We start from the raw sequence: 18,087 nt of genomic DNA on the forward strand, positions 1-18,087 counted from the left end.
ACAGGACCGGTCGGGTCGCCGCGAGGTGGTCCGGATGGCAGTGATCGACGGACACGGGGGCTACGTCCCGCTGTACCGCGTCGACAGGAGCGACGTCGCCGCACAGCACGGCGGACGGGGCCGCGGCGAGAGCGCCGTGCCGGCCCGTGACGAGAACCACGTGACGATGGCCTGCGAGGCCGCCGCCAACGCCCTCGCCCGGAGCGGTATCGAGAGGCAGGAACTCGAAGCCGTCCTCACCGCGAGCGTGAGCGACCCCTTCGCCGAACACGGGATCGCGCCCCACGTCGCCTACCGCCTCGGTGCCACGGGCGACGTGCGGACCGAAGACCTGCGCGGGAGTCGCCGCGCGGCCACCGACGCCCTCGCGTCGGCCCAAGAGTTCGTCGCGGCGAACGACGCGCCGGCCCTCGTGGTCGGCGTCGACGTCCTTCCCGCCGACCCCGAGGCCGACGACGTGGCCGAGGCCGGTGCGGGCGCGGGCGCGGTCGTTCTCCGCCCCGACGCCGAGAGCCCGGCTGCAGAACTCACGGGCGTCGGCGAGGCGACGACCGGCTTCGTCGAACACCACCGCCGTCACGGCGAGGCCGCCGAGAGCGGCGACGCGAAGTTCGAGAGCCAGCACGGCGTCGGCGAGGCCGCTCCCCCGGCCATCGAGCGGGCGCTCGACGGAGCGGAACCCACGAAAGCCGTGGCCGTCGCACCGAACGACCGCCACGCCGGGGCCGCCCTCTCCGATGTCGAGGTCGAGCAGGTCTCGACACGCGATCGGGTCGGCGACGCCGGCGCAGCCGCCGCGCTGCTCGATCTGGCGCATATGCTCGAATCCGCCGACGTGGGCGAGACCGCCCTCGTGGTCGCCTACGGCGCGGGCGGTGCCGGCGCGGTCGCGCTGGAGACCGCGGACGGCGTCGGGACCGCCGACGCGAAGTCGGTCGCGACCTACCTCGACGCCAGCGAGCAGACGACCTACGCCAAGCACCTCGAATACCGCGAACCCGTCGAGTACGAGGGGGTGAAGACGCCGTGAGCGGTCCGCGATACGACCGCACGAAACGGCAGGACCAGCGTCTGATCGGCTTCGAGTGTCAGGCCTGCGGCTGGGTCTCCTTCCCCGAGGAGAAGCGGACCTGCAAGCGGTGTGGGGACGCTCCGGCCGAGATGGAGGAAGTGCAACTGCAGGAGCGCGGCGAGATCCAGACCTTCGTCGTCCAGCAGTACCTCCCGGACGACATCGAGACGCCCCAGCCCGTGGCCATCGTCGACCTGCCGCAGGAAGACGGGGACGGTGAACCAGCAAGAGCCTACGGCCTGCTGACCGAGACCGATCTGGAGGAGATCGACGTGGGCACCGAGGTCGTCGCCCGCTTCCGCGAACTGTTCAGCGACGGCGAGCGACCGATCGACTCGTTCAAGTTCAGCGTTCCGCGGGAGGAGAAAGCATGACGGAGCCACACGTCGTCGGCGCGGGGATGATCGACTTCGGCGAACTGTACGAGCAGAGCTTCGACGACCTGCTCGAATCGGCCTACCTCTCCCTGCTGGAGAACGTCGACAAGGGTGTCGATCCGAGCGACATCGACGCCGCCTGGTACGGCACCATCGACATCGCCAACGAGGGGTCCTCGGGGTCGGCCGTCGCCCACGCCACCGGGCTATTCGAGACGCCGATCACCCGCGTCGAGAACGCCTGCGCGACCGGGAGCGACGCCTTCCGGAACGCGGCCCAGGCCGTCAAGGCCGGCGACGCCGAGGTCGCGCTGGTCATCGGCGCGGAGAAGATGACCGACTCCACGGAGGGGCTGATCGCCAGCGCCGCCCTCGAGCGGCTCTGGCGCGGCCGGGGCGTCACCATGCCCGCCTACTTCGGGATGCGCGCGACCCGTCATCTGGAGGAGTACGAGACGACCCGGGAGCAGATCGCCGAGATCAGCGTCAAGAACCACGAGAACGGGACGAAGTACCCCCACGCTCACCAGCAGTTCGAGTGCTCGGTCGAGGACGTCAAGGAGTCGCCGACGGTCTCCTACCCCTTGAATCTCTACGACTGCTGTCCCGTCACCGACGGGGCGTGTGCGGTGCTGGTGACCAGCGAGGACCGCGCCCGCGAGTTCACCGACGATCCGATCCGGGTCGCGGGCTACGGGCTCGCCAGCGACACCTTCCAGCGCGGCGCACCGGAGGCGCTCACGAACTTCCCGGCCACCCGGCAGGCCTCCAGCCAGGCCTACGAGCGAGCCGGCCTCGGCCCCGAGGACGTCGACGTGGCCGAGGTCCACGACTGTTTCTCCATCACGGAGCTGATCACCTACGAGGACCTCGGGTTCTGCGAGGAAGGCAAAGGCGGCCAGTTCGTCGACGAGGGTCACCCACACCTCGACGGCGACAAGCCCGTCAACCCCTCGGGCGGCCTGCTCTCGAAGGGGCACCCCATCGGGGCGACGGGCGTCGCTCAGATCGCCGAGATCTTCGAGCAGTTGCGGGGCGAGGCCGGTGCCGTGCAGGTCGACGCGCCGGAGGTGGGCCTCCAGCACAACATCGGGATCGGCCGCAACGCGACCGGCGCTGTCTCTTGCGTGAATATCATGGAACGGCCCTGACGCGCGAGTCGTCTCAGAGGCCGTTCAGACGGCTTATTTTGAATAATCGGGATAGAATGTCGCTTAGAGATAGAGTACAACAGCTGCACCGATCAGGAAGAGGAGGAGCATGAGGAGTACTATCCAGTCCGGGAGGTCCTGAAGCGGGTCCTCGTCCATTAGAACAGCCCTCCATTCAGACGTCCAGTTGATGGCAATTTCATCGTATTATTAGCCTCAAATCCCAGGGATTCCACCGTCAAAGCCACCGCCGAAATCGTGTTCCTCGCCAAAGTTTTCCCTGCGTTTGACGAGGAATGTGAATTCAGTCTGCTCCATCCCCATCCCGCGGCCCTGGGCAAACTTGTTCTCGACCTCGCGCCAGCCATCCATATCATCGATGCCACACGCCAGGGCGATTACGTAAGGATAATTGTCCGCGTAGTCCTCGAGCTGGCCCCGCAGTTTCCGCTTCTGGTCATTTGAGAAATGTCGCTTCATCTCGATTCCGACCGTATCGTTGACTACGACGTCACCACGAGCATTGCCACGTTCCCGGCTGACCACGTAGTTATCACCTCCACCACCGCCCAACATCCCACCCATCATTCCGTCACTATGCTCGTTGAGCTCTACCTCCAGAAAATCCGCTAATTCCTTTTGGAACTTACTTTCGTGGCCATAATCCTGAGACGGTCTCCATGCGTGGAGGAGATCGACCACGGTTTGATACGTTTGATTCCCTTGTCCAAACATATCGTACCTGTTCGTATCACTACATGATAAAGGTGCTGTCCGTGATAGAGAGTTTAAGTCGCGATCCGCCGGTCTCCGACCCTCAGTTTTCCGACGGCACGCGCTCGGGTGCGGCGGGGACGGTCTCGTTGTACCCGGAGAACCACGTCACCATCGTCGCGCGGCCGATCTCGCCGTCGTGTTGGAACTTGAGCGTCATCTGGACCCGCTGGACGCGGTGTGTCGACCGGTTGACCACGATATCGTAGGAGCGGTCCAGGACGGTCATCGACGCCGCCCGCTCGATACCGTTCCCGGGCTGGGCTGCGACCGTCTCCGCGACCGTCGTGTTGTTCGGGGTCAGTTCCAGCTGGTAGGTCTGGCGACCGTTCGTCCGCGTTCGCTGAACGTCGGTCACCCGCGAGTCGTTCAGCAGCTCGATCTGTTCGCGCGCCGGTCGGGTCACGTTCTCGGCGCCGGTGGATTCGACCTGCCAGCCGTCACTCCCGTTGCGGTAGATCCGGTCATCGACGACGTGTGTGGTGTCGTTGCCGTCGGTGCTGTAGACGCTCGCGGTCGCCGTGGACCGGTTGACGACCGTCGTTACGTTCGTGAACGTGCGGTTGGCTCCGATCGACACGTCCATGTTCGTGACCGCCCGGTAGCTGTCGACCGCGGTCATCGCGTCGAGTGAATCCGACTGAACCGATACCGCCTCCCCGTCGACGGCGGTGGCACCCGTACCGGGAGCCAGACCAGCACCGCTCACGAGAATGAGGAAAGTTAACACTGCAGTGAGTGTCGCATGGTGGAGGGACGCCATCTCGTTCGGAACAACCGCCCTCGGGGACTATCAACCCATTGGTTTCCGAACAAATCAACGATCACCAACGACCCCGACGTTCAAACAGGTTCCATTCCGCGGGTGAGTCTGCCCACCGCCGTCACCGGCTCAGAGTTTGCTCTCGGCGTCCTCGGCGAGTTCCTTCATCCGCTTGCCGATCCGGCCGGCGTCGGAGAACTCGTCCTCGCTCATGGCCGTCGCCAGCGCGTTGCCGAGGACGAAGACGGCGTGTTTGTGCTCGCTCTTGGATTTGTGCACGTCGTTGGGCGTCACGTCGAGTTCCTCGTAGGGGTCGAAAAGCGTCGAGTCGACGTCCTCCAGATCCGAAAAGTAATCTTTGATCTGCACCATGTGATCGTGCAGTTCGAGCAGTTCGTCTTTGTGCATCTGTACTATGACATAGGCAAAAGCACTGTTTAAGGGTTTTTGACAACCCGTGCCACAGGTGCGCACACGCGACACCTGTCAGGTCGAGCCGATACTATTGCGGCGTCTGGCCGACGGCGACGGGATCCGAGTCGTGACTGGACTGCCCTCGACCAACCTATGGTCTGTCAGAAGACGTACTCGTCGTCGTGGCCCATCATCCCGTCGTCTTCGAACTCCGCCTCGTCGTCGTCGTCGACCGGGCCGCTGGTCTTGTACGCCTTGATACCGGTCGAGAGGAGGTCTTCGATGGCTTCTTCGCGGTTGAGGAACTCCCCTTTCTCGACGAGCTGGGCGATCTGCATCTCGAGGTGCTCGGGGACGGTTATCTCTGCCTTCGGCATTTGAACGTGCGTGGTTTCGACTGAGGGGTATTTAACTCTGACGGGGGTTCTTCGGGTCCAGCAAAATAATTCGTCTGTATTCGCAAACTTGTCTTCTCGGATACGAGTGTTTAATTATCAGATTACGGCACACCAGTTCCCGATCCGAAAGAAATCGAGACACCGACAGGGTAGCCGACACTGAGTCGGCACGCCTACGTAGCTGTGGCCCCACTTGCCGAGCGTGCCCGTTACCGACGTTACGGACCTCTACGAGGAGTTTGGCGACGAACGGCTCCCCCCGGGACAACACGAGACGAGCGACTTTCCGGTCCTCTCGAAGGGGAACACACCGCAGTTCGACCCCGACTCGTGGACCTTCCGGGTCAGCGGTGCCGTCGACGAGGAGCTGGAACTGTCCTGGGAGGAGTTCCGATCGCTGCCCAGCGTCACGCAACGCCAGGACTTCCACTGTGTCACGGGATGGAGCCGATTCGATTGCGAGTTCACCGGCGTCACGTTCCCGGAACTCGCCGAGCGCGCGGGCGTGCACGACGACGCCTGTCACGTCATGTTCTCGGCGCTCGACGACTACACGACGGATCTACCGCTCGACGCCTGCATGCGCGACGAAGTACTGTTCGCCTGGGGGTTCGACGGCCAGGACCTCGACCCCGAACACGGCGGCCCGCTCCGGGTCGTGACCCCCCACAGGTACGCCTACAAGGGTGCGAAGTGGGTGTGTGGCGTGGAGTTCCTCACCGAACCCGAACGCGGGTTCTGGGAGAAGCGCGGGTACTCCGTCACGGCCGACCCGTGGGCGGAAGACCGGTATAGCTGATCGCCGAGCGGCGGGTTCGGGGGTGGAGCGTCGGGTTTCGCCGCTGGCGGAAGGACAGTCTCAAGGGGGACCAACCCTGAGATTCAGGGGAATGGAACCGGCCCAACGCGAGGAGAGAGTGGGTCCACGCGCGGGTGCAGTGCTGGTCAGCCGCACCTGTGAGGTCCCCGACGTGTCCTACCGGGCGTTCCTGGCCAGCCACCCGGCCCCACGGCTCCACTGGGCCGCGCCGGACGGCCTCGAGGTGGTCGGCAGCGGTGCTGCCGTCACCCTGACGGCGGCCGGCGAGGACCGGTTCGCAACGCTCCGCGAGGGTGCAGCGACGGTGTTTCGCGACGTGGACCGGACCGGGCCGACGGAGACGCGCCCGCGATTTCTGGGCGGACTGGCGTTCAACGAGAATCACGATCCGGCACCGCCGTGGACTGGATTCCCCGCGGCGGCGTTCTTCCTCCCCGAAGTCCAGTTGACGCGGGCCGACGGGACCACCTGGCTGACCGTCAGGGAGTACGGCCAGAACGTCTCGCCCGAAGACGTATCGGCGCGGCTGGATCGCACACGCGAGGACCTGGAGACGCTACCCTCGATGTGTCCCAGCGGCGGGCCGCCGGGCGTCGAGGGCACCGAAGTCACGCCGACGCAGGCCGAGTGGACAGCACAGGTCGAGCGGGCCATCGAGCGGATCCGCGACGGCGACCTCCGGAAGGTCGTCCTCGCGACGGCGCTGTCGGTCGACCTCGCCGAGGCCATCGACGTACCGGACGTGCTCGAACGGCTCCGCCGGACTTACCCCAACTGCTATCGCTTCCTCGTCCAGCCGACCGACGAGGCGGCCTTCTTCGGCCCGCCACCGGAACGGCTGGTGAAGCTGACCGACGGCCGCGTCCGGACCGAGGCACTGGCTGGCTCTGTCCCACGGGGTGAGACACCCGAGGAGGACGCCGACCACGCCCAGTCGCTGCTTTCGAGCGAGAAGCTCCAGCACGAGCAAGGGCTCGTCGTCGACGCCATCACGGGCCAGCTAGAACCGCTTGGCGACGTGTCGAGGGGTCAGCAGGGCGTCCGGAAACTCACGAACATCCAGCACCTCCAGACGCCCATCGAGGCGACGCTCGCCGACGACGACCACGTCCTCACAATCGTCGAGGCGCTCCACCCGACCCCTGCCGTCGGGGGGCTCCCGCCGGGGAAGGCGTGGGAGGTCATCCGCGACACGGAGACCTTCGATCGCGGCTGGTACGCCGCACCGGTCGGCTGGTTCGACAGTGATGGAGACGGCGAGTTCGCCGTCGGCATCCGTTCGGGCGTCGTCGGCGGTCGCGAGGCGACCCTGTTCGCCGGCAACGGCATCGTCGCCGATTCCGTCCCCGACGAGGAGTGGGCGGAGGTCAAACACAAGTACCGTCCGATCCTCGACGAACTCGAACGCTGACATGGTCGCACCCAATCGGAACACGCTGTGGGGCCGAGTGATCGCCGACGAACTCGCCAAGGCAGAGATCTCGGGCGCGGTGCTCTGCCCCGGCAGTCGCTCGACGCCGCTGACCGTCGCGATATCCGAGCACGACGACATCGAGACGTTTTCCGTACTCGACGAGCGCTCGGCGGCATTCTTCGCACTCGGGCGAGCGCGGCGGACGGGCGAGCCTACAGCGGTCGTCTGCACGTCCGGGACCGCGGCGGCGAACTTCCACCCGGCGGTGATCGAGGCCAGTCAGTCGCGAGTCCCGCTCCTCCTTTTGACCGCCGACCGACCGCCCGAACTCGGGGACAGCGGTGCCAACCAGACCGTCGACCAGGAGAAACTGTACGGCGACGCCGTCCGGTGGTACCGCACGCTTCCCGAACCCGAACCGAGGGACCGAAAACTCCGCTCGCTCCGGACCACGATCGACCGAGCGGTCGGCGAGACCACCGGCGTCCCCGCGGGGCCGGTGCACCTCAACTGCCCGTTCCGGAAGCCACTCGAACCCGTCGAGGTCGAGGGCGACGTGCCCGCGGATCTGGCCGAGCGCGCCCCCCTCGCTGTCGAGGGTCGAGACGGGCCCTTCGTCGAGCGAACCGCGGGACGGCCCGAACTGACCGACGGAGAGGTCGACGACGTGGCCGCGGCCTTGCGGGCCGCCGACCGCGGCCTGCTCGTGGCCGGGCCGGCCGACGCGCCCGACCTCGACGCCGACGCGGTGGCCGACCTCGCCGCGGCGACCGGCTTCCCGATCCTCGCCGATCCCCTCTCGGGACTCCGGTTCGGCGACCACCTCGACCGCGACGGCGTGACCGTCTGTGGCGGCTACGACTCCTACCTGAACGGTGCCGGGGACTGGCCCGCGCCCGAGGTCGTCGTCCGACTGGGTGCCTCCCCGACCTCGAAGGTCCTCCGCCAGTACCTCAGAGATTACGCAGACAGGCAGTTCGTCGTGGACCCGGCCGGTGGCTGGCGGGAGGCAGAGTTCACCGCGACCGACCACCTCGTCGCGCACCCCTCGCGGCTGGCGGCCGCCCTGGCGGAGCGGATCGACACCGCGACCAGCGCCGACGGCTACCGCGAGCGATTCGAGGCCGCCGAGCGCGACTACTGGAACCTGATCGACGAGGCCCGCGCGGCCGAGACATTCGAGGGACAGGTGCTCGCGACGGTCGCCGAGCGCGCGCCCGACCCGGCGACCGTCTTCGTCTCCAACAGCATGCCCGTCCGGGATCTGGACCGGTTCGGCCGGCCCCGTGGGGCGGACCTCACGATCCTCGGAAACAGGGGTGCGAGCGGCATCGACGGCGTCACCAGCACGGCGCTGGGCGCGGGGAGCGCGGCCGACGATCCGCTGGTGCTCGTGACGGGTGATCTGGCCTACTACCACGACACGAACGGCCTGCTCTCGATCGCTCGCTGTGGCGTCGACGCGACCATCGTCCTCGTGAACAACGACGGCGGCGGCATCTTCCACCTCCTCCCGATCGAGGAGTTCGATCCGCCGTTCACCGAGCAGTTCCGGACCCCGCACGGACTGGACTTCGAGTCGACGGCGGACCTCTACGACCTCGAGTTCCAGCGCGTCCGACCCGACGACTTCGCGGCTGCCTTCGAGGAATCACAGGGGATGGACGGCGCGCAGGTGATCGAGGTCGTCTTCGACAGCGAATCGAGCCACCGGACGCGGGAGACGATCCACGAGCGTGTCCGCCGGACCCTCCACGGGGAGTGACCCGACGGCGAAACCCGTGCAGGATGTCGGTCGCAACGTCGAGCAGGTGACCACCATCCGCTCACGAGAGCGACGGAAGCGGTTCGCAACACGCAGGCGTGTGCGAAATACTGTCATGATGCTGGACCGCGTCCTTCGAAACGGATTTCGAGCGGCGTCACCGGGTGGCAGCGGCGCGGTCCGTCGTCGTCGATGACGAGACGACGCGCGAAGTCCGGGATCACAATGGTATCAAGCGAAATCAGCGGTGAGATAGAAGAGTATCTCGGCCAGGTGCCGAGCTTCATAGAGGCGCTGTCCGAACCGGCCGCGGACCACAGCTGGGCGATCATGCGCGACCTGGAACTGGCCGAGACGGAACTGCCGAACAGGGAGAAGGCGCTCGTCGGTCTGGGAGCGGCCGCGGCGATCGGCTGTCCCTACTGCATCCACTTCCACAAGGCCGAATCGCGCCTCGAGGGCGTCGAAGAGGAGGGCCTCGAAGAAGCCGTGAACGTCGCCGCCGGCGTCGGGTACTTCTCGACGGTCCTCCACGGCGCGGAGGTGGAGATGGACGACTTCGAGCGAGAGACGGCCGAGATCGTAGATCACATCGAGAACCAGCAGGCCGCGGCAGCGGGAGACGACTGATCGCCGCCCGCGGCCCGCACTTTTTCGAAACCCGGAAACTGGGCCTGCGACGTGGCGAAAAGCCAGCGTTCAAGTATGACCCGGTGTGACAACTGGGTAATGCAACGACGCGCGTTTCTCTCACAGGCTGGACTCGCTACGGCGGGGCTGGCGGCGACCGCGGGCTGTCTCGGGGACTCCTCGAATTCGGAATCGGGGACGGTCACCGTCGCGACCTACAGTTCCTTCACGGGCGAGGACACGGCGGGCAACTGGCTCAAGTCGGCGTTCGAGGATGAACACTCGGACGCGACCGTCGAGTTCCGGACGCCGGAGAACGGGATCAACCGGTTCGTCCAGCGCAAGTCCCAGGGTGCGCCGATCGACGCCGACCTGTTCGTCGGCCTGAACACGGGCGAACTCGTCCGGGCCGACGAGCAACTCGACGAGGAACTGTTCGCGACCGTCGAGGACGAAGTCGAGGGGGCCAACGTGGTCGACCCGTCGCTGTCGTTCGACCCCGAGGGCCGTGCGATCCCGTACGACACCGGGTTCATCAGCCTCGTCTACGACGAGAACGAGGTCGACGCGCCGGGGACCTTCGACGCGCTGCTGGAACCGGCCTACGAGGACGCACTCATCGTCCAGAACGCCCAGCAGTCCGACCCCGGCCGGGCGTTCCTGCTGTGGACGATCAAGGCGAAGGGACCGGACGGCTACCTCGACTACTGGCAGGGGCTGGTCGACAACGGCGTGCAGGTCCTCTCGGACTGGCAGCCGGCCTATCAGGCCTACGAGAACGAGGAAGCCCCGATGGTCGTCTCCTACTCCACGGATCAGGTGTACTACCACGGCGAGGGCGTCGACATGTCGCGCCACCAGGTCGGCTTCCTGAACGACCAGGGCTACGCCAACCCAGAGGGGATGGCGCAGTTCGCCGATTCGGACAATCCGGAACTGGCCCGGGAGTTCATGTCCTTCGTCCTCACCGAGGAGGCCCAGAAGGAGATCGCAGTGCGGAACGTCCAGTTCCCGGCGGTCGAGGGCGTCGAGCCCGGCGGTGACTTCGGCGAGTACGCGTTCAGGCCGCCGGAGGCAGTGACCTACAGCTACGACGAACTCGTGGGCAAGGTCGACGGCTGGATCGAGGACTGGGCGCGCCAGATCGCGAGCGCGTAGCGATGGCACGCCGGGACGGCTGGGCGCTCTGGGCCGGCGTCGCCGCGACGCTCGCGACGCTGGTCGTGGTCTTCTACTACCCCGTCGCCAGCGTCTTCGCCGAGGCGTTCAGCGCCGAGGGTCGCCTCTCGCTCGCCCCCGTGCTCTCGGTGCTGAGCGATCCGTTCTACGTCGACCTGTTCGCCTTCACCGCCTACCAGGCGCTGCTCTCGACGGTCGCCAGCGTCCTGATCGGGCTCCCGGGCGCGTACGTCCTCGCACGCTTCGAGTTCCCCGGCCGGCGGTTTCTGCGATCGGTGACGATCCTGCCGTTCGTCCTGCCGTCGATCCTCGTCGCGGTCGGCTTCCTCGCGATGTTCGGCCGGACCGGGCTGTTCAACGACGTGCTCGGGATCGTCGGGCTCGGTCCCGTGAATCTAACGTTCACGCTGGAGATCGTCGTCCTCGCGCACGCCTTCTACAACGCGCCGCTGGTGACGCGACTCGTGACGGCGGCCTGGGAGTCCGTCGACGCCGACCGCGTCGAGACCGCTCGGACGCTCGGGGCCTCGCCCCTGCGGGCGTTCCGGGACGTGACGCTCCCGCAGTTGCTGCCCGCGCTGGCGACGGCTGCGGTGTTGACCTTCGTGTTCACGTTCATGTCGTTCCCCATCGTCCTCGCGCTCGGCGGGCTGGAACTGGCGACGGTCGAGGTCTGGCTGTACTCGCAGGTCCAGAGCCTCGACCTGGCGGAGGCGGCGACGCTGGGTGCGATCGAGACCGCGCTCTCGCTGGGGTTGCTGTACGTCTATCTGCGGTACGAGGCGACGCGGACCGGGTCGAGCAGTGGGGACCGCGGCCTGTCACGGCGGCCGCTGGTCGACGGAGCCCGGTCGCTCCTCGACCCCCTTCGGCTCGCCATGCTCGCGTACGGGGCTGTCGTCCTCGTGCTGTTCGCGGGCCCGCTCGTCAGCCTGATCGTCGAGAGCGTCACGACGCCCGGGGGACAGTTCACGCTGGAGTACTACGCCTTCCTGCTCGCCCGGCAGGCCTCGACGGCCGCGGGGACGGTCCAGCCGTTCCCGGCCGTGGTCAACTCCCTGCTGTTCGGCGCAGCCACGCTCCTCGTGGCGATCCCGATGGGTATCGTCGTCTCGGTCGTCGCGACGCGGGAGGGACGCGGCACCCGCACGGCCGAGGTGTTGCTGACCGCACCGCTTGCCGTCAGCGGGATCGTCCTCGGACTGGGGATGCTCCAGACGCTCGTGTTCGGCACGACCCTGTTCGGCCGCCGGCTCACGGTCACCGGGCCGGTCGCCATCGTCGCCGCCCACGCGGTCGCGGCCTACCCGTTCGTCTCCCGCAGTGTGACACCGGCGTTGCGCTCGGTGGACGACCGGCTCGGGGAGGCCGCCCGCTCGCTCGGGGCCGACCGGACGACCGTGTTGACCGACGTGGAACTGCCACTGGTCGCGCCGGCACTGGTGGCCGGCGCGGCCTTCGCCTTCGCCATCAGCGTCGGGGAGTTCGACTCGACCGTCCTGCTCGCGGAGGGCGTCGACACGGCCACGATGCCGGTCGCGCTCGAACGGTACACCGACGACCGCTCGATCGGTCCGAGTCTCGGCCCGGCGACGGCGATGGGCACAGTATTGTTGGCGGTCACGACCGTCAGTTTCGTACTGATCGACCGCGTCGGCGGGATGTGGGAGTGATGACTGGATCCGACGCTGGCGTCGAAGTAGAGGGCCTTACGGTCTCGTTCGGTGAGGTCGACGCGCTGTCAGAGGTATCCGTCGCCGTCGACGACGGCGAGTTCTTCACGCTCGTCGGCCCCTCGGGCTGCGGGAAGACGACGCTGTTGCGCGCGCTGGCCGGCCTGGAGACGCCGACGGCAGGCCGGGTCCGCATCGACGACCGCGACGTGACCGACGACCCGCCCGAGGACCGCGGCGTCGGGATGGTCTTCCAGAACTACGCCCTCTTCCCCCACATGACCGCCCGCGAGAACGTCGCCTACGGGTTGCAGTTCCACGACCTCCCCGAATCCGACGACGAGCGCGTCGACGAGATGCTCGACCTCGTGGATCTGAAAGCCGTCGCCGACCGCGAACCCGACCAGCTCTCGGGGGGCCAGCGCCAGCGGATCGCGCTCGCCCGGGCGCTGGCACCGAAACCCGACGTACTCCTGCTCGACGAACCGCTGTCGGCACTGGACGCCCGGCTTCGCAAGCGGCTCCGGGTCCAGATCCGGACGATCCAGCGCGACCTCGGGATCACGACGGTGTACGTCACCCACGATCAGGCGGAGGCGCTGGCGATCAGCGACCGCGTCGCCGTCGTCCGCGACGGGGAGATCGAACAGGTCGGGACCCCGGAAGCGGTGTACCGCGAGCCGGCCACCCGCTTCGTCGCGGAGTTCGTCGGCGACAACAACGTCTTCGACGGCGTCGTTGGCGAGTCGGGTGATCGACTCGCCGTCGACGGAACGGCGACGCTCCCGCTCCCGCCCGATATCGACGCGACGGCGGGCGAGTCGTTGACGGTCTCGATCCGCCCGGAGTCGATCACGCTCCGCGAACGGGAGGGCCCAGCAACCGACCGGAACGGATCGAGGGTCGACGAGACGGATCCGGGAGGTGCGGTGACCCGGCCCGCGACCGTCGAGACCGTCGAGTACCTCGGGGACGCCTACCGGGTTCACTGCCGGTGGGACGGTCGGCCGGTCACCGTCAAGACCGCCGGGACGAGCGCGCCCGAGGGGGGCGTCTCGCTCCGGTTCGAGCCGGACGCCGTTCACGTCCTCTCGACCGAACGTCGGGGCGAGCGGACAGAGGTGAACCATGACTGACCTGGGGAAGATCGACCGCGACGTGTTCCGGGAGGTGATCTACCCGTCGCTGGGCGCGACGCGGGACGACGTGACGCTGGGCCCACAGCACGGCGTCGACTTCGGCGTCATCGAGGTGGGAGATCGAGCGATCGCCATCGCCACAGACCCGATCTCGCTGCTCCCGGAACTCGGGCTGGAGCGGGCGGGTCGGCTGGCGCTGGAGATCGTGCTGGCCGACGTGGCCGTCTCGGGAATCGCGCCGACGCACCTGGCGATCAGCCTGACGCTCCCCCCGGACTGGAGCGACGAGGACCTGGCCGCGGTGTGGGGTGGACTCGCAGACCACGCCGAGCGGCTGGGCGTGAGCATCGTCACGGGACACACGGCGCGGTACCCCGGCGTCGACAGTTCGTGGGTCGGCGGCGCGACGGTGCTGGGCGTCGGCGATCCCGAGGACGTGGTCCGACCCGACGGCGCGAGCGCCGGTGACGACCTCGTCATGACAACGGGACCGGCAGCGGAGCTGACGGGGCTGTTCGCGACGCTGTTTCCGGAGCAACTGGGCCTCGACGCCGAGACCGTGGCGACCGCACAGGAACGGGTCGACGACATCGCGGCCGTCGCTGACGCCCGCGCGGCGTTCGAGGCGGGCGGCGTCACCGCGATGCACGACGCGACCGAGGGCGGCGTCGCCGGCGGGCTGACCGAGATGGCCCGCGGCGCAGGCGTCCGGTTCGAGATCGAGGGCGACCGGGTGCCGAGCGCGCCCGGTGTCGAAGCCGTCTGTGACGCGGTCGAGCTCGATCCGTGGACCGTGACCAGTGCCGGCACGCTCCTGATCACGGTCGAGTCGGGGTCGGGCGAAGCGGTCGCAGAGGCGGTGCGGCGGAACGGGACGCCCGCGGCCGTCGTCGGCTCCGTGACCGACGGCGAAGGCGTCGTCGTCGACGGCGAGGCGATCGAGCCGCCGGACGGCGATCCCGCGTGGGAGGTCTTCGACCGGTTCTCGTGAGGGATTTTCAGGTCCGCAGGGCGGCCCGGGTCAGCACCGAGAGGCCGAACGGGACCCAGCAGGCCGTCAGTGCGACGACGCCGACCAGCGAGACGATGCCGACCGCTGGTAATGCGAGCAGTACCGCGGGAGCCAGCAGGCCCCAGCCGCCGAACACGACCATCCCGACCTCGGGTATCGAGAGGAGATACGCGATCACGAACAGCGTACAGAGCCCGACGACGAGGTTGACGAGTGCCGGGAACGCGGGGAACAGCGAGGCGAACAGGAACACGGGGTAAAAGGCGAACATCGTCCCGACCTGAATGATCGACTGGGGTGTCAGCGGGACCCGAACGCGGTCGAAGGACTGTTCTTTGTAGTCGGTCCGGGTCGCGTACCCGTCCGCCGTCGCCGCACCGGCGCTGGCCCCGCCGGGTTGGCTGCCCGTTTGCCGCCAGTCGGTCGCGCCGTCGGCGGCCTGGGCCGTGGCATCCTCGGTAGCCGTCGATCCGTTCGCTCCGTCGTCCGACGTCCCCGCGGTATCGGCCGCCGCGGATCCACCGGTGTCGCTGGCCGTCGTGGATCCGCGGGCGTCGGCAGACCCGCTCCCGCCGGACTGAGTTGCGGTTCGGTCGGCGTCACGACGGGACGAGTGATCGGTGGGGTCGGACCCACCGGACTCGTCAGCCCAACCCGAACCGTCGACGTACTGGCGGTGGCCGAGCCGGTCGTAGCGAGCGCGTTCCTCGGGGTCGGTCAGTACCTCCTTGGCTCGCGTGACGCGTCTGAACTGTGTCTCGGCGTCGGGGGCGTCGCTCACGTCGGGATGAGTCTCCTTGGCCTTCTCGCGGTAGGCCGCCCGAATCTCTTCGCGGGACGCGTCGGGCGAGACGTCGAGCACGTCGTAGAACGTGGGTTGGGCGTGCATCGGAGGGGTCTGGTTGGGGTGGTTGCGGGGCACACCGAGCAGGGGGTCGGTGGGGTTCGTTCACACGAATTAACGGGAGCGCGATGATAAATCTCACCCCACGTTCTCGCGGGTGATAGCGGCCGACCGGGAACCTATTTGGCGACACCGACCCGAGTCGGCGTATGGTCTCGGAGCTTTTCGACGACGACCGCTGGGAAGCGGTCGAGGAGTTCGATTTCGAGGACATCACCTACCACCGCGCGGCCGACACCGGCGCGGTCCGCATCGCCTTCGACCGGCCGGCGCTTCGGAACGCCTTCCGCCCGCCGACCGTCGACGAACTCTACGTCGCGCTGGACCACGCCAAGCGCCAGACCGACGTCGGCTGTGTCCTCCTGACCGGCAACGGCCCCTCGCCGAAGGACGACGGCTGGGCGTTCTGTTCCGGTGGGGACCAGACCGTGCGGGGGCCGGACGGGTATCAGTACGACGAGGAAGGAAAGACCGGGCGCCTGCACATCCTCGAAGTCCAGCGGCTGATCCGCTTCATGCCCAAACCCGTCATCTGCGTGGTGCCGGGGTGGGCCGTCGGCGGCGGCCACTCGCTGCACGTCGTCTGTGACATGACGCTGGCCAGCGAGGAACACGCGAAGTTCCTCCAGACCGACCCGGACGTGGCCTCCTTCGACGCCGGCTTCGGCTCGGCCCTGCTCGCCCAGCAGATCGGCCAGAAGAAGGCCCGCGAGGTCTTCTTCCTCGGGAAGACCTACGACGCCGAGGAGGCCGAGGAGATGGGCATGGTCAACGAAGTGGTTCCCCACGAAGAACTGGAGGAAGTCGCGCTGGCCTGGGCCGAGGCGATCAACACCAAGTCCCCCACCGCGATCCGGATGCTCAAGTACGCGTTCAACCTCGCCGACGACGGGCTGGTCGGTCAGCAGATCTTCGCCGGCGAGGCGACCCGGCTGGGTTACATGACCGAGGAGGCCCAGGAGGGCCGGGACGCCTTCGTCGAGGGCCGGGAACCCGACTTCTCCGACTTCCCCTGGCACTACTGAGCCGGCTCAGTCGGAGGCGTGTTCGGGTTCGGTCGCGGTGCGGTCCTCCCAGCGGTCGAAGGCCCGCATGACGGGGCTGGCCGTGATCCCGTGGAGGACGACCGATGACAATACGACGAAGCCGACGAGCGCCCAGAGTCTGTCGGCGGCGACAACCAGTTCCATTTCGGCGAAGGTGGCCTCGTTGAGGGCATAGGAGAGGTAGTAGAACGAGCCGATCCCGCGGATGCCGTAGCTCGCGACGACGGCCCGGGCAGGCCAGGAGAGCTTCGAGCCCAGCAGGCCGAGCAAGCCAGCGACTGGACGGACCACCAGCAACATCGCGAGTCCGAGCCCGATCTCGACGGGTGTCAGTGGCGAGAGCAGGCCGCCGGCGATCGCACCGCCGAACAGGACGAGGACGACGGCCATGAGCAGGCGCTCGACCATGACGGCGAAGTCGTGGAGCGTCCGGTGGTAGTCGGACTCCCACTCGAAGTGTCTGAGGACGAGCGCGGCGACGAACACCGCGATGAAACCGTAGCCGCCGAGCAGTTCGGTGACACCGTAGACGACGAGCGTCGCCGCCAGCGCCTCCGCGCCCGCCATCGCGTCGGCGACGTGTGAGGAGGCCGGGAGCCGAAAGACGACGAGTCCGGCGGCATAGCCCAGCGCGTAGCCCACGACGACCCCGACGACGATCTCGTAGGCCACGTGGTAGCCGAGCCACTCGCCGAGCCAGGAGAACGAGGCCGGACTCGCCGCGGCGGCCAGCAAGATGGCGAGATTCGTGAAGGGAAAGGCTAGCCCGTCGTTCAGGCCGGCTTCGGAGGTGAGCGCGAACCGGACCGACCGCTCCTGTGGATCCTCGGCCGGTTCGGCCACCTCGTCGTGGTCGACGCGCGTCGGGTCGAACTCGACGGCGTCGTCATCGTCCGGATCGGTCCCGTCGTGGACCGGATCGACGTCGTCGTATCTCTCGGCCTCGGCTTTCTCGACGTGGGTGAGAGGTTCGCCGGCGTCCACGTCGGAGGCGAGCACGGGATCGGTCGGCGCCAGCACGGCTCCTAGCAGGACAGCGGTTGCGATGTCCAGTCCGAGGACGCCCCGCCCCAACACGACAGCCGCGGCGATGGTGAGCACCATCGTGATCCCCAGCAACCGCCAGGTCGTCCCCCAGCCCTGCCAGGAGAACGGGCGGTCGATCTTCAGCCCGGCACCGATCAGGGAGACGATGACGACCAGTTCCGTCAGGTGCTCGGCGAGGGCCGGTGTGCCGGCTGGATCGGGGAACCCCACGCCGTGTGGCAGCGAGAAGAGGACGAAGCCGGCGGCGACGTAGATGATCGGCAAGGAGAGTGGCTGGTCCATCAGCAGACGGGGGAGGAGGACGGCCGCGAAGATGGCGATGCCGACGATGACCAGACCGACGAAGTATGTCTCGACCATCCGTCCCCACGTCACCGTATATCCGTGTAACACCTCGGACGCGGCACGTCACTCCGGTGGTATCGGGGACGGAGTCGGAACGGACGCACACTCGATCCGCAACCACAGGAGTCCCAAACGTCGTGACCCTGAGCCGACCGTTTTCCGAC

General features: G+C 67.6%; 18 protein-coding genes. 12 read left to right on the forward strand and 6 right to left on the reverse strand.

Annotation, left to right across the window (positions count from 1 at the left end; translation table 11 throughout):
• Positions 1 to 34 precede the first annotated feature (34 nt).
• The 3 genes from BV210_RS01940 to BV210_RS01950 are packed head-to-tail and all read left to right on the forward strand — an operon-like array spanning position 35 to position 2,600.
• Positions 35 to 1,030, forward strand: a complete 996-nt coding sequence (locus BV210_RS01940; RefSeq protein ID WP_157525754.1) for a hypothetical protein — start codon at positions 35 to 37, stop codon at positions 1,028 to 1,030.
• Entirely contained in the window at positions 1,027 to 1,446 is a 420-nt protein-coding gene (locus BV210_RS01945; protein WP_077205015.1) for a Zn-ribbon domain-containing OB-fold protein, read from the forward strand. The genes BV210_RS01940 and BV210_RS01945 overlap by 4 nt, the downstream gene beginning before the upstream one ends.
• Entirely contained in the window at positions 1,443 to 2,600 is a 1,158-nt protein-coding gene (locus tag BV210_RS01950; RefSeq protein WP_077205016.1) for a thiolase family protein, read from the forward strand. The genes BV210_RS01945 and BV210_RS01950 overlap by 4 nt, the downstream gene beginning before the upstream one ends.
• Before the next feature lie 216 nt (positions 2,601 to 2,816).
• On the opposite strand, the gene BV210_RS01955 is transcribed toward BV210_RS01950, so the two are convergent.
• The 4 genes from BV210_RS01955 to BV210_RS01970 all read right to left on the reverse strand — a co-directional run bounded on the left by BV210_RS01955 (position 2,817) and on the right by BV210_RS01970 (position 4,928).
• Entirely contained in the window at positions 2,817 to 3,335 is a 519-nt protein-coding gene (locus tag BV210_RS01955; protein WP_077205017.1) for a hypothetical protein, read from the reverse strand.
• A gap of 82 nt (positions 3,336 to 3,417) precedes the next feature.
• The gene (locus BV210_RS01960; RefSeq protein WP_077205018.1) at positions 3,418 to 4,083 is read right to left on the reverse strand and encodes a hypothetical protein; all 666 of its coding nucleotides are present in this window, start codon (positions 4,081 to 4,083) and stop codon (positions 3,418 to 3,420) included.
• A gap of 183 nt (positions 4,084 to 4,266) precedes the next feature.
• Entirely contained in the window at positions 4,267 to 4,545 is a 279-nt protein-coding gene (locus tag BV210_RS01965; RefSeq protein ID WP_077205019.1) for a UPF0058 family protein, read from the reverse strand.
• 167 nt (positions 4,546 to 4,712) lie between these two features.
• Positions 4,713 to 4,928, reverse strand: a complete 216-nt coding sequence (locus BV210_RS01970) for a ribbon-helix-helix domain-containing protein (RefSeq protein WP_077205020.1) — start codon at positions 4,926 to 4,928, stop codon at positions 4,713 to 4,715.
• Positions 4,929 to 5,142: 214 nt separating this feature from the next.
• Between BV210_RS01970 and BV210_RS01975 the strand changes: the two genes are divergently transcribed.
• From BV210_RS01975 to BV210_RS02010, 8 genes are all read left to right on the forward strand, one after another.
• Complete coding sequence (locus BV210_RS01975; RefSeq protein ID WP_084802540.1) at positions 5,143 to 5,748, forward strand: sulfite oxidase-like oxidoreductase; 606 nt, start codon at positions 5,143 to 5,145, stop codon at positions 5,746 to 5,748.
• A gap of 91 nt (positions 5,749 to 5,839) precedes the next feature.
• Positions 5,840 to 7,180: an isochorismate synthase MenF gene (locus BV210_RS01980; RefSeq protein ID WP_077205022.1), complete on the forward strand. Its 1,341-nt coding sequence runs from the start codon at positions 5,840 to 5,842 to the stop codon at positions 7,178 to 7,180.
• 1 nt (position 7,181) lies between these two features.
• Complete coding sequence (gene menD, locus BV210_RS01985) at positions 7,182 to 8,948, forward strand: 2-succinyl-5-enolpyruvyl-6-hydroxy-3-cyclohexene-1-carboxylic-acid synthase (protein ID WP_077205023.1); 1,767 nt, start codon at positions 7,182 to 7,184, stop codon at positions 8,946 to 8,948.
• Positions 8,949 to 9,173: 225 nt separating this feature from the next.
• Positions 9,174 to 9,578: a carboxymuconolactone decarboxylase family protein gene (locus BV210_RS01990; protein ID WP_077205024.1), complete on the forward strand. Its 405-nt coding sequence runs from the start codon at positions 9,174 to 9,176 to the stop codon at positions 9,576 to 9,578.
• A gap of 99 nt (positions 9,579 to 9,677) precedes the next feature.
• On the forward strand, positions 9,678 to 10,736 hold the full coding sequence (locus BV210_RS01995; RefSeq protein WP_077205025.1) for a thiamine ABC transporter substrate binding subunit: 1,059 nt from the start codon (positions 9,678 to 9,680) through the stop codon (positions 10,734 to 10,736).
• Positions 10,737 to 10,738: 2 nt separating this feature from the next.
• Positions 10,739 to 12,430 carry an iron ABC transporter permease gene (locus BV210_RS02000; RefSeq protein ID WP_077205026.1) on the forward strand — a complete coding sequence of 564 codons (1,692 nt, stop codon included), beginning with the start codon at positions 10,739 to 10,741 and terminating at the stop codon, positions 12,428 to 12,430.
• Positions 12,430 to 13,566 carry an ABC transporter ATP-binding protein gene (locus BV210_RS02005; RefSeq protein WP_077205027.1) on the forward strand — a complete coding sequence of 379 codons (1,137 nt, stop codon included), beginning with the start codon at positions 12,430 to 12,432 and terminating at the stop codon, positions 13,564 to 13,566. The genes BV210_RS02000 and BV210_RS02005 overlap by 1 nt, the downstream gene beginning before the upstream one ends.
• Positions 13,559 to 14,560 (forward strand): AIR synthase family protein, encoded by a 1,002-nt coding sequence (locus BV210_RS02010; protein WP_077205028.1) that lies wholly within the window; start codon positions 13,559 to 13,561, stop codon positions 14,558 to 14,560. The genes BV210_RS02005 and BV210_RS02010 overlap by 8 nt, the downstream gene beginning before the upstream one ends.
• Before the next feature lie 7 nt (positions 14,561 to 14,567).
• On the opposite strand, the gene BV210_RS02015 is transcribed toward BV210_RS02010, so the two are convergent.
• Positions 14,568 to 15,470 carry a J domain-containing protein gene (locus BV210_RS02015; RefSeq protein ID WP_077205029.1) on the reverse strand — a complete coding sequence of 301 codons (903 nt, stop codon included), beginning with the start codon at positions 15,468 to 15,470 and terminating at the stop codon, positions 14,568 to 14,570.
• 164 nt (positions 15,471 to 15,634) lie between these two features.
• On the opposite strand from BV210_RS02015, the gene BV210_RS02020 reads away from it, so the two are divergent.
• A complete protein-coding gene (locus BV210_RS02020; RefSeq protein WP_077205030.1) occupies positions 15,635 to 16,510 on the forward strand; it encodes a 1,4-dihydroxy-2-naphthoyl-CoA synthase in 876 nt (291 codons plus the stop codon).
• 6 nt (positions 16,511 to 16,516) lie between these two features.
• Here the strand turns inward: BV210_RS02020 and BV210_RS02025 are convergent, their stop codons facing one another.
• Positions 16,517 to 17,938, reverse strand: a complete 1,422-nt coding sequence (locus tag BV210_RS02025) for a sodium:proton antiporter (protein WP_077205031.1) — start codon at positions 17,936 to 17,938, stop codon at positions 16,517 to 16,519.
• Between the last annotated feature and the right edge of the window lie 149 nt (positions 17,939 to 18,087).

The sequence above is a fragment of the Halorientalis sp. IM1011 genome, from assembly GCF_001989615.1.
In the GTDB taxonomy this organism is placed as follows: domain Archaea; phylum Halobacteriota; class Halobacteria; order Halobacteriales; family Haloarculaceae; genus Halorientalis.